Below are 11,715 nucleotides of genomic sequence, written 5' to 3'. Positions count from 1 at the left end.
GGTTACTCACGAGTAACGTGAGGTGTGCCGCACCTGGCCTTCAGATCACCATAGTCAACGAGCCGTTAGCGCCAGCGACTGAACACCGCGAGTGAGGCGACCATCGCACCGAAACCGATCGCCAGGTTCCAGTAGGTCCAGGACGCGACCGGGTAGTTCGTGTCGGACAGGTAGTAGACCACCAGCCAGGCGATGCCGAACACGATAAGCCCGACGCCGGTGATCGGCAGCCAGCTTGGGCTGGGCTTACGGCTCGCGGCCGCCGCCGACGGACGCACGTCGGTCGGGGGGGTGTAGACCTTCTTCTTGCGAACCTGCGACTTGGGCACGACGCTCTCTCCTGGTTGTGGTCCTCGCTCGGGCCTGTCAACCGGCGACGGTCCATGGCCAATAATGCTCGCCAGCTAGCGTAGTCAACGCGGCGCGTCGCGGCCATGGACGGGCGGCAACCGGTTATGGGGATAATCCGGCTGTTCTAATCGAGCAGCGTGCACGGAGGAGGAGCCCGGTGCAGAACCCGCCGTCCGGTTTGACCGTGTGGCGAAACGCACTGCGCCGGCTGGCGCGGTTCCGCAAGCCACGTAGCGCCTGGTCAGCCTTTGTTCCGTTGATCGCGCTGGCGGCCGGGCTGCTCTTCACCACCTCGGCCAAGACCGCCGACGGCACCGCGTTGCGCGAAGACCGCCGCCCGAAGCTGGCCCAGGTGGTCAACGAGGAGCGCGACCGGGTCACCGCCAGCCAGCAGAAGGCTCGGGAGCTCGCCGCCGCCGTCAAGAGCCAGACTGACGCGCTGGCCCGCACCGACGGCCCGATCCGGGCCGAGAGCGAGCGCGCCGAGCAGATGGAGCCGGCGGCCGGGTTCACCGCGCTGCACGGCCCGGGGCTCACCGTGCGTCTCGACGACGCGCCACCACGGACCGGCGACCGGCCCGACAACGTTCGTCCCGATGATCTCGTCGTCCATCAGGGCGACGTGCAGGCCGTGGTCAACGCGCTCTGGACCGGCGGTGCCGAAGCCATGTCGATCATGGGAGTCCGGGTGTTGTCAACCAGCGCGGTAAGGTGTGTCGGCAACACTCTCCTCCTGCACGGACGTGTCTACTCTCCACCGTTCGTCATCACCGCGATCGGTGATCCCACCGCGATGCGCCAGGCATTGGGTGCATCCGACGGCGTACGTCTCTTCAAAGACGCTGTCGAACACTTCCAGCTCGGATATCAAGAGACGGTGGAGAAGGACGTGACGATCCCGGCGTTCGAGGGGTCAAGTGCCCTCCGATCAGCGAAGGTGACTTCATGAGGCTTTCGGGGTCATGACGGGCAATCAGAACGGGCGCCATCGGGCGTCCGACGCCGACGCGACCGCGGTCATCCCGCGAGTGACCGAGCCGACGCTGCAGACCGCTCCGGCGGCCGAGGCGGCGCCGGTCAGCACCGGCCCGACGGCACGCTCGGCCGAGCCGATCCCGCTGCCGAAGCGGATCGGCGAGCAACCGACGCGGCCGCACCCCCGCCCCCTGGAGCACGCGGTGGGCGCCCGCCAGCCGGCGGCGGTGCGCGACGTCCCGGTGACCGCCGGCCCGCCGCTGCGCGCCCCGGCCCCCGAGGCGGCACCGGACACCACGGCGGTCATCCCGAAGGTCTCCGACGCCACCGCGGTGATCCCCAAGGTCTCCGACGCCACCGCCGTCATTCCCAAGGTGGTCGACGAGACGTCGACCATCCCCCGGGTGCCGAGCCGCGAGCAGCTCGCCAAGCAGTCACCCGACATGACCACCGTGATGGGCGCGGTGCCGCCGGCGCCCGACAGGCCGGGTCCGGGCGACCTGCCGGCACCGGAGCCGCCCCGACGCGGCGAGCGGGTCGTCCGGCTGCGCGCCCAGAACGACGGCGACGGCTATCGCAGCGTCTACTCCGAGCTGACCCGGCCGACCGCGTGGTCGCGGATCCGCGCCGGCATCCGGGTCAGCGGCGAGCTGATGATCACCTTTGGCCTGGTGGTGCTGCTGTTCGCCGCCTACGAGGTCTGGGGTGTCGGCGTCATCCAGGGCGGCAAGCAGGACGCCCTGGCCGGCGCGCTCGAGCAGCAGTGGAACCAGTCGCCTGGCGACGACCCGACGGTCGGGCCGACCCCGGCGGGTGGCACCGGCGGCCTCGGCTCGAAGATCCACGGCATCGCCAAGCTCTACTTGCCCGCCCTCGGCCAGCAGTGGGTGGTGGTCGAGGGGGTGACCCAGGCCGACATCCGCTACGCGCCCGGCCACTACCCCGACACCGCGATGCCCGGCGAGATCGGCAACTTCTCCGTCGCCGGCCACCGCAACCGGGCCACCTTCTGGCGGCTCGACGAGTTGCACAACGGCGACGCGATCGTGGTCGAGTCCAAGGACCAGTGGTTCATCTACCACGTCGTGAAGACCCGCATCGTCGTGCCGACCCAGGTCGAGGTCGTCGCTCCGGTGCCGATGCTGCCCGGCTCCAAGCCGACCAAGGCGATGGTCACGCTGACCACCTGCAACCCCAAGTTCGACAACTATCAGCGCCTCATCGTCCACGGTGAGTTGGTCCGCACCCAGCCCAAGTCGCAGGGCGACCCGGTCGAGCTGAAGGGCTGACGGATGTACGCGTGGATCTGGCGCAAGCTGCCGTTCGACGGCGTCACGGGCAAGCTGCTGACCTCGATCGTGCTGGTCACCGGCATACTCTCGCTGTTCTGGTTCGTCGTCTTTCCGTGGGCCGAGCCGCTGTTGCCGTTTGACGACGTGCAGGTCACCCAGGAGGGCGGCGTGCCGGGCGCGCCGGGTGGCAACCCGGGCCTCGACGATCCCGGCCTGGTCGGCCGGACGCCCGACCCACGCGAGTCGGGCCTCAACGATCACGACATCCCGTATTCGACCGCGACCGACAACCCGCTTCCGAGGTAACGCCATGCGCGTTCTGGTGATCGACAACTACGACTCGTTCGTCTTCAACCTGGTGCAATATCTCGGCCAGTTGGGCGTCGAGTGCGACGTGCGACGCAACGACGAGATCGAGATCGCCGCCGTCGGCCGCTCCGGCGCCGCCGGCGTGCTGCTCTCCCCCGGCCCGGGCACTCCCGAGCGGGCCGGCATCTGCATCGACGTCATCAAGGAATACGCGGGCGAGCTGCCCATCTTCGGCGTCTGCCTGGGCCACCAGGCGATCGGTGCCGCGTTCGGCGCCACCGTGACCCGCGCCCCGGAACTCCTGCACGGCAAGACGTCGCTGGTCCACCACCAGGGCACCGGGGTGCTCAAGGGGCTGCCCGACCCGTTCACCGCGACCCGCTACCACTCACTCGCCGTGCTGCCGGAGACGCTGCCCGACGAGCTCGAGGTGACCGGCGCGACCGAGTCCGGCGTGGTGATGGCGATGCGGCACCGCACGCTGCCGATCGAGGGTGTGCAGTTCCACCCCGAGTCGGTGCTCACCGAGGGCGGCCACCTGATGCTCGCCAACTGGCTCGCCGCGTGCGGCTACCCCGACGCCCTGGAGCGGGCGCCGGAGCTCTCGGCCGAGGTCGACGCCCGCCGCCGGGCGGCGTTCGCGGCCGCCTGACGGCTTACTTCGTCGACCGGTGCTGCCGGTCGGACTGGCCGATGATCGGGTTTCCGCCGCCGATTCCCGGCAGGATGTCGCCGATCCCGCCGTTGTTGCCCGGTGGCGTCGACGGCGTGCCGGTCGGCTCGTCGTCGCCGGGGTCGGCCAGCACCGCGACCTCGACGGTCACCGTGGAACCCCGCTTGGCCTCTTTCTTGCCGGCCGGATCCTGAGCGGTGACCTGGCCGACCTGGCTGGGGTCCTGCACGAACGGTCCGTCGACGGCCTTCATGTCGAAGCCGGCGTTGCGCAGCACGGCCTCGGCGGCATCCTTCTTGAGGCCGACCACCGGGGGAACCGCGACGAGCTGTCCGTTGGAGATCCGGACCTTGATCTTGGTGCCGGGCTTCACCGAGGTGTTGACCTTGTCGACGCTGAGCACCTGGTCCTTCGTGACCGAGCTGTCGACCTCGTCGAAGACCGGAACGAGCTTGAGCTTCTCGAGCTGCGACTCAGCGGCGTCTCGGGTCTGGCCCTTGAGCTCGGGAACCACCACCGTGCCGGGACCGGCGCACACGGTCAGCCGCACCGTGCTCGCCTTCTCGACCTTGGTGCCGGCCGGCGGGTCCTGGTTGGTGACCGTGTCCTTCTCGCAGTTGTCGGCCTCCTGCGGGACCGGCTCGACGCGCAGGCCCTGGCCGGTGAGCGTGGCCTGGGCGGCGGTCAGCGGCTGGCCGATCACCGAGGTCAGGTCGACCTTCTCGCCCCGGGCACCCTGCACCAGCAGGCCCGCGACCAGGGCGATCACGGCCAGCACGCCGAGCACGCTCAGCACGGCCAGCACCCAGTTGGAGCGCTTGCGCCGTTGCGCGTCACCGACCCGGGCGGCCGGGATCGTGCGGGTCGGCGCGCCCTGCGGCCGCCGGACCGTCGCGGTCGCGGCGTTGGCCGCGCCCATCGGCATGGTCTCCTGATCGCGCATCACCGGCGTGGCCATGACCGGCCGGCCGCTGGCCGCGCGCAGCAGGTCGGCCCGCATCTCGCCGGCGCTCTGGTAGCGGTTGAGCGGGTTCTTCGAGAGCGCCTTGAGCACGATCGCGTCGATCGGCGGCGTCACGTCGTGGTTGATCTCGCTCGGCGCCCGCGGGTCTTCCCGCACGTGCTGGTAGGCGACGCTGACCGGGCTGTCGCCGACGAACGGCGGGTGGCCGCAGAGCAGTTCGAAGAGCACACAGCCGGCCGCGTAGACGTCGGAGCGGGCGTCGACGGCCTCGCCCCGGGCCTGCTCGGGCGAGAGGTATTGGGCCGTGCCGATCACCGCGCTGGTCTGCGTCATCGTGGTCGCGCCGCTGGCCAGGGCCCGGGCGATGCCGAAGTCCATGACCTTGACCTGGCCGTTTTGCGTGAGCATCACGTTGCCGGGCTTGATGTCGCGGTGGATGATGCCGTGCCGGTGGCTGAACTCGAGGGCGGCGCAGATGTCGGCGGTGATCTCCATCGCCCGGCGCGGCATCAGCCGACCCTCGGCGGCCAGCACCTCTTTGAGGGTGCGGCCGTTGACGAACTCCATGACGATGAACGGCAGGGTCTCGCCGGTCGGCGCGATCTCCTCGCCGGTGTCGTAGACGGCGACGATCGCGGGGTGGTTGAGCGAGGCGGCGTTCTGGGCCTCGCGGCGGAACCGCATCTGGAACGTCGCGTCGCGGGCGAGATCGGTGCGGAGCATCTTGATCGCGACGTCCCGACCGAGCCGGAGGTCGCGGCCACGGTGCACCTCGGCCATGCCGCCATATCCGAGCAGCTCGCCGACCTGATACCTGCCACCAAGCAGGCGGGCCTGCGTCATCTCGTCAACATTCCTTCGCTCGTCATCCCGTTGTGGAGGATTCGCTCTGCAAGACGGTACGGGGCATTTGCCGCGTCGGTTCCACCGTCGAGCAGATGAAGCGCGGTCGTTACCTTCCCCAGGGGAGCCATTCCGCCGTTTGTTTGGTCGCTGAGCTGGTAGGAGATGACACCGGCGCAAACCAGGACAAGCACGCCGAGTATCACTGCCAACACAACCAGTAGCCGTCGCCCACCACTGCTTGGTTCGGCGGCGGAGGGCACCGACGCGTAACCGTATCCTGCGGGCGCTTGGGGCCGATTTGTAGGCACGTTCGGGTAGCCCGGCCGAGCCGGTGGACCGCTCACCGCGGGTGGCGGCACCCGGTGCGGCGGGGCAGGGTGGGGCGGGTTCGGGGTGCCGCCGCGGGGCGCGGCCGGGCCGGGCACGGCGGCCCGCCCGCTCTGTGCCAACGCGGGCGACGCCGGCGCCCCGGAGACCGGCCCGGCCTTGGGCGCGGCGGTCGGCGGCGACATCGGCCGGTGCGGCTGCTGCTGTGCCGGCGCGGCGAGGGTGGCCGCCGCCTGCCGGGAGACGGCCGAGAACGCCGACGCGGTGGGCCAGCGGGCGGCCGGGTCCTTGGCCATCGCCCGCTCGACGATCGACCGGATGGCCGGCGGGATGTCGCCCGGCAGCGGTCGGGCGCTCTCCCGGACGTGCTTCATCGCGATCTCGAGCGGGTTGTCGCCCTCGAACGGCCGGCGCCCGGAAAGGCACTGGTAGGCCACCACGCCGAGGGCGTAGACGTCGGAGGAGGGCGTGGCGATCGCGCCGGCCGCCTGCTCCGGTGAGATGTATGAGGCGGTGCCGAGCACCGAGCCGGCCGCGGTGAGCTGCCCGACCATCGCCGAGCGGGCGATGCCGAAGTCGGTCAGCACGAGCGTGCCGTTGGGGCGTACGAGCAGGTTGCCGGGCTTGACGTCGCGGTGCACGATGCCCTTCTCGTGTGCCGCCTGCAGCGCGTCGGCGGCCTGGGCGACCAGCGCCATCGTGCGGGCCGGGGTGAGCCGGCCGACCCGGCTCAGCGTGCGTGACAGCGCGTCGCCCTCGACGTATTCCATCACCAGGAACGCGATCTGCTGGTCGCTGCCGTAGTCGTAGACGTCGACCACGCCCGGGTGGTTGATGGTGGCCATCGTGCGGGCCTCGCCCCGGAACCGCGCGGCGAAGCCGGGCTCCTCGAGCAGTGCGGGCAGCAGGATCTTCACGGCGACCGTGCGGCCGAGCACCTCGTCGGTGGCCCGCCAGACATCGCCCATTCCGCCGCCGGCGATGCGCTCGTCGAGCCGGTATCGGCCGCCGAGCATGACACCGGGACTGATCACCTAGCTGCCCTCCGCGTCGGTGACCACCGCGCGCATGATCTGGCCGCCGATGCGGGCCGCCTCGGCGCTGCCGCCGCTGCCGGCCTCCTGGAGGAACACGGCGACCGCGCTGATCGGGGTGCCCTGCTTGTTGAGCGCGAAGCCGATGAACCAGCCGTGGTCCTTGCGATCGGGCGCGGACTGCGCGGTGCCGGTCTTGCCGCCGACGGTGAAGCCGTCGATCTGGGCGTTGCGGCCGGTGCCGCTCTCCACGACGTGTTCCATCATGTCGCGCAGGTCGCCGGCCACCTGCGGGGAGACAACGGAGCCGTTGAGCTCCTTCGGGGTGACCGTGTAGTGCGAGGTGGTGCGGTCGGGCCCGAGCAGCTTCTGCACCAGGTAGGGGCGCATCTGCTTGCCGTTGTTGGCGACCGCGGCGGCGATCAGCGCACCCTGCATCGGCGTCATGCGGACGTTGTTCTGCCCGATGCCGGACTGGGCCAGCGCGGCCGGGTCGTCGCCGCCGTCGGGGTTCTTGATGTCGCCGGTCTCACTGGTGGCGACCGGCAGGCCCTCGGCGTTGAGCCGGCCACAGGTCAGGTCGGTCTGGCCGAAGCCGAACTTCTGCGCCTCCGACTTGATCTTGTCGGCGCCGAGCTTGACCGCGAGCTGGGCGAAGCCGGTGTTGCACGACTCGGTGAGCGCGTCGTCGAGGGTGACCTCGGCGCCGGGGCAGATCGACGCGGCCGCGTTGCGGATGTCGCTGCCCGAGGTCGGCGCCCGGTAGACCGGGCCGGCCGGGATCTTCGTGTCCTTGGTGTAGCCGCTCTCCAGCGCCGCCGCGGCGTCGATCACCTTGAACGTCGAGCCGGGCGGGTAGGTCTCGCTCAGCGCCCGGTTGATCAGCGGCTTGTCGGGGTCGCTGTCGAGCTTGTCGTAGGCCTTCGTGGCGGCGTCGGTGTCGTGGCTGACCAGGGGGTTGGGGTCGAAGCTGGGCATCGAGACCAGCGCCTGGACGGCACCGGTGCGCGGGTCGAGCGCGATGGCCGCACCCTTGTCGACGCCGACCCGGTTGTTGGTCAGCTCCTTGAACGCCGTCTCCTGTGCCCGCTTCGAGAGGCTGAGCAGCACGCTGCCGCCCGGCGTCTTCTCGCCGGTCCACAGGTCGGAGATCCGGTCGGCGACCAGCGCGTCGGAGGTGCCGGCGAGGAACTCGTCTTCGGTGCGCTCGATGCCGGTGGCCGCCAGGTTGACCGGGTTGTAGCCGACGACGTGGGCGTAGGCCTCGCCGGCGGGGTACTGCCGGATGTATTTGAGCTCGCCGTCGGTGGGCTTGCTGGTCGCCAGCGCGGTGCGGCCGGCCTCGATGACCCCGCGCTCCCGCTCGTATTCGGCGACCTGGACCCGGCCGTTGTAGTCGCTGTTGCGGTATTCGTCGGCCTTGTAGGCCTGCACCCAGTTGAGGTTGGCGAAGAGCAGCGCGAAGAGAACCAGGACGACGACGCCGACCCGGCGCAACGGTGCGTTCACGGCTTGATCACCTCCGTGGGCGCCCCGTGCAACTGCGCGGGAGCGCTCGCTGTCGCGCCGCTCGGCCGCGCCGAAACCGAGCCGTCGACCGGGCGGCGCGCGGCATCGGAGACCCGCAACAACACCGCTATGAGCATCCAGTTGGCCATCAACGACGAACCACCGGCGGACAGGAACGGCGTTGTCTGACCGGTCAACGGGATCAGCCGGCTGATCCCGCCCACGATCACGAACACCTGGAGGGCCAGCGTGAACGCGAGGCCGCCGGCGAGCAGCTTGCCGAACGAGTCGCGGACCGCGAGACCCGCGCGCAGGCCGCGCTGGACGATCAACAGGTAGATGATCAGCAGCGCGGAGAGCCCGAACAGGCCGATCTCCTCGCCGAGCCCGGCGAAGATGAAGTCGTTGTGCACCTCGGGGATCTTGCTCGGCTGCCCCCCGCCCGGCCCGGTGCCGAACAACCCGCCGCTGCCGAGGCCCAGCAGCGACTGCACGAGTTGGTAGCCGCGCTCGTAGGGGTCGGAGAACGGGTCGAGCCAGATCTCGGCGCGCTGGTAGAAGTTGGCGAACGGGCCGCCGACCGAGGCGCCGAGCAGGTAGGCGCTGTATGCACCACCGAAGAACAGCAGCAGACCGATGATCAGCCAGCTCACCCGCTCGGTGGCGATGTAGAGCGTGACCACGAACATGCCGAAGTAGAGCAGTGAGGTGCCGAGGTCTTTCTCGAAGATCAGCACCAGGAGGCTGACCGCCCAGACCGCGATGACCGGGCCGAGGTCGCGGCCGCGCGGGAAGTCGACGCCGAGCACCCGCCGGCTCGCGAGCGAGAGCACTTCCCGCTTGCGGACCAGGTAGTAGGCGAAGAAGGCGAGCAGCGCCAGCTTCGCGAACTCACCGGGCTGGATCTGGAAGCCGCCGATCCTGATCCACAGCTTGGCGCCGTTGATCTCGGAGAACCGGTTGGGCAGCAGAGCCGGGATCAAAACCAGGACAATACCGGCAAGACCCAGGGTGTACGCGTAGCGCGAGATCGCCCGGTGGTCCTTGACGATCAGCAGCACGATCGCGGCGCACACGACCGCGATCAGCGTCCACGCGAGCTGGCGGCCACCCGTACCCGAGAAGATCGGGTAGTTGAGTCGTTCGGCGGCCGGCACGTCGGCCAGGTCGAGCCGGCGCAGGAACGCCACACCGATGCCGTTGAGCAGCGCGACGGCCGGGATCAGCGCCGGGTCCGCATAGGGCGCCGTGTAGCGGACCACCAGGTGCAGGCCGAGGAACAGCGCGCTGAGGATGGCCGCCGGCACCCAGAAGGTGCCGGTGATCGTGTCGAACATGGTGAGCTGGATGGTCGCGCTGTAGGCGGCCACCAGCGCCATCGCGAAGCCGAGCAGGGCGAGTTCGGCGTTGCGGCGCGTCTGCACGTCACGGACACGCGGAAGCTCACCCGTCGCTGCGGGTGTGTTAACCGAACCGGCCTGCGAACTCACGATGTCAGTCGGACGGCCGGCAGTCGGCCGGATCGATGACGGGCGGCACGGTGTCGGTCGGCGGCACGTCGGGCCCCGAGGCCGAGGAGGTGGGTGCGCCGATGCCGGTCGTCGGTGCGACGCCGGTCGGGGTGGCGGTCGGGTTGACCGGCGGCTGGGTCGCCGAGTCGGTCGGGTCGGCGACCGGGGTCGGCGTCGGCGTGCCGGGGCACGCCGGCTTCAAGTTGGGGTTGGTCGGGTCGTCGGTGGTCAACTCGGCGAGCCGGCGCTGGGCGTCGGCCTCGCTGTCGGCCTGGATGCCCTGCTTGACCCGCTCCTGCGCGACCGCGGTGAGGTCGTCGATCTTGGTCGCGCTGGTGGACTGGACGCTCGACAGGTCGACGCCGGCGATCTGGCCGGGCACGCCGCGGAACACCGCGAGCTGGCCCTCTTCGGTAGCGCCGACATAGAACTGGTGCTGGGTGACCCGCCAGCCGGCCCACAGGCCGCCGCCCAGGATGATCAGCAGCACGCCGAGCAGAGCCGCGGTGCGCAGCGGCCGGCGGCGACGCCGCTCACCGTCGTCTTCGTGTGCGCCGCTGCGGCCGTTGGCCTCGGCGGGCAGGTTCTGGTCGGGCACCGGTGCGCGCGGAGCGGAGAGCGCCGCCGACGCGCGTGCGGCCGGCGTGTCAGAGGCCGCGGTCGTGTTGCCCCGGTCGCGCGCCGCCGCGCCGCCGACGATCGGCGCCGCCTCGACGATGTCCTGGTCGGTCGCGTCGGCGACGACCACGGTGATGTTGTCGGGGCCGCCGCCGCGCAGGGCGAGCGCCACGAGCCGCTCGACGCACTGCTGCGGGTCGGTGTAGTCGCGCATCGTCTCGGCGATGGTCTCGGCGCTGACCACGCCGGAGAGCCCGTCACTGCAGATCAGATAGCGGTCACCGGCCAGCACCTGGCGCACGGAGTATTCCGGGTCGATGTCGCGACCGTCGAGCGCGCGGGTGAGCAGCGACCGTTGCGGGTGGCTGCTCGCCTCCTCGGCGCTGATCCGGCCCTCGTCGACCAGCATCTGCACATAGGTGTCGTCTTTGGTGATCTGCGCGAACTCGCGATCACGGATCATGTAGGCCCGCGAGTCACCGATGTGCACCATGCCGATCTTGCTGCCCGAGAACAGGATGGCGGTGAGCGTGGTGCCCATGCCTTCGAGCTGCGGATTGGCATCGACGGTGTCGCGGAGCTGTTGGTTGGCGGTGTCCACGGCCGTGCGCAGCGCGTCGACGAGGGCGTCACCAGGGACGTCCTCGTCGAGCGGGGCCATGGCGCCGATGACGATGTTGCTCGCGACGTCACCAGCGGCCATGCCGCCCATGCCGTCGGCTACGGCGAGCAGCCGCGGTCCGGCGTAGACGGAGTCTTGATTTCCGTCCCGGATCAGACCGCGGTCACTGCGGGCCGCGTAACGCAGTGTCAGTGTCATGGCCGTAACTCGAGTGAAGTGCGGCCGATGCGGATCGGCACGCCGAGGGGGACGGGGGTCGGTCCGGTGACCTTAGCGCGATCGAGATACGTCCCGTTCGTCGAGCCCAGGTCTTCTACGAACCACTGCCCTGACCTGGGAACAAGTCGGGCGTGACGTGCCGACGCGTAATCGTCGGTAATCACCAGTGTCGAGTCTTCGGCACGGCCGATCGTAATCTGACCATCACCGAGCGTGATTCGCGTCCCGGCGAGCTGGCCCGCGGTCACCACAAGCTGGTGAGCCGCGCGGCCTCGCTTCACCTTCGCCGGACGCGCGTGACCGGAAGACGCACCAACCCCCCGTGGTGCGGCGACCAACCGACTTGATCGGGCCCCGGCGAAGAGGTCGCGCCGGATCACACCCACGACTGTGAACACGAAGATCCACAGCAGAATGAGGAATCCGATCCGGGCGACCTCGACGACGAAATCTCCGGCCAACGGG

Annotated in this window: 11 protein-coding genes; 4 read left to right on the top strand and 7 right to left on the bottom strand. The window is 70.1% G+C overall.

Annotated elements, in window-relative coordinates; translation table 11 throughout:
* Positions 1–65: 65 nt before the first annotated feature.
* The gene (locus DFJ67_RS11970; protein ID WP_116067948.1) at positions 66–329 is read right to left on the bottom strand and encodes a cell division protein CrgA; all 264 of its coding nucleotides are present in this window, start codon (positions 327–329) and stop codon (positions 66–68) included.
* A gap of 179 nt (positions 330–508) precedes the next feature.
* Here DFJ67_RS11970 and DFJ67_RS11965 point away from each other — a divergent pair, with 179 nt between their 5' ends.
* The 4 genes from DFJ67_RS11965 to DFJ67_RS11950 are packed head-to-tail and all read left to right on the top strand — an operon-like array spanning position 509 to position 3,579.
* Entirely contained in the window at positions 509–1,300 is a 792-nt protein-coding gene (locus DFJ67_RS11965; RefSeq protein WP_116067947.1) for a DUF881 domain-containing protein, read from the top strand.
* A gap of 13 nt (positions 1,301–1,313) precedes the next feature.
* Positions 1,314–2,615: a class E sortase gene (locus DFJ67_RS43235; RefSeq protein WP_203783894.1), complete on the top strand. Its 1,302-nt coding sequence runs from the start codon at positions 1,314–1,316 to the stop codon at positions 2,613–2,615.
* A 3-nt stretch (positions 2,616–2,618) separates the two neighbouring features.
* On the top strand, positions 2,619–2,924 hold the full coding sequence (locus DFJ67_RS11955) for a hypothetical protein (protein WP_116067946.1): 306 nt from the start codon (positions 2,619–2,621) through the stop codon (positions 2,922–2,924).
* Between the two features lie 4 nt (positions 2,925–2,928).
* The gene (locus tag DFJ67_RS11950) at positions 2,929–3,579 is read left to right on the top strand and encodes an aminodeoxychorismate/anthranilate synthase component II (RefSeq protein ID WP_116067945.1); all 651 of its coding nucleotides are present in this window, start codon (positions 2,929–2,931) and stop codon (positions 3,577–3,579) included.
* Between the two features lie 4 nt (positions 3,580–3,583).
* Here the strand turns inward: DFJ67_RS11950 and pknB are convergent, their stop codons facing one another.
* From pknB to DFJ67_RS11920, 6 genes are all read right to left on the bottom strand, one after another.
* Positions 3,584–5,407 carry a Stk1 family PASTA domain-containing Ser/Thr kinase gene (gene pknB / locus DFJ67_RS11945; protein ID WP_116067944.1) on the bottom strand — a complete coding sequence of 608 codons (1,824 nt, stop codon included), beginning with the start codon at positions 5,405–5,407 and terminating at the stop codon, positions 3,584–3,586.
* Positions 5,404–6,771, bottom strand: coding sequence for a serine/threonine-protein kinase (locus tag DFJ67_RS11940; RefSeq protein ID WP_116067943.1), 1,368 nt, complete (start codon positions 6,769–6,771; stop codon positions 5,404–5,406). The genes pknB and DFJ67_RS11940 overlap by 4 nt, the downstream gene beginning before the upstream one ends.
* Positions 6,772–8,280: a peptidoglycan D,D-transpeptidase FtsI family protein gene (locus DFJ67_RS11935; RefSeq protein WP_116067942.1), complete on the bottom strand. Its 1,509-nt coding sequence runs from the start codon at positions 8,278–8,280 to the stop codon at positions 6,772–6,774.
* Positions 8,277–9,659: an FtsW/RodA/SpoVE family cell cycle protein gene (locus DFJ67_RS11930; RefSeq protein WP_116076075.1), complete on the bottom strand. Its 1,383-nt coding sequence runs from the start codon at positions 9,657–9,659 to the stop codon at positions 8,277–8,279. The genes DFJ67_RS11935 and DFJ67_RS11930 overlap by 4 nt, the downstream gene beginning before the upstream one ends.
* 115 nt (positions 9,660–9,774) lie before the next feature.
* Entirely contained in the window at positions 9,775–11,229 is a 1,455-nt protein-coding gene (locus DFJ67_RS11925; RefSeq protein WP_116067941.1) for a PP2C family protein-serine/threonine phosphatase, read from the bottom strand.
* Entirely contained in the window at positions 11,226–11,711 is a 486-nt protein-coding gene (locus tag DFJ67_RS11920) for an FHA domain-containing protein FhaB/FipA (protein WP_116067940.1), read from the bottom strand. The genes DFJ67_RS11925 and DFJ67_RS11920 overlap by 4 nt, the downstream gene beginning before the upstream one ends.
* Positions 11,712–11,715 lie beyond the last annotated feature (4 nt).

The organism is Asanoa ferruginea (genome assembly GCF_003387075.1).
GTDB lineage: Bacteria > Actinomycetota > Actinomycetes > Mycobacteriales > Micromonosporaceae > Asanoa > Asanoa ferruginea.
Note: the sequence above shows the minus strand (reverse complement) of the source record. Positions and strands in the feature narration are given on the sequence as shown.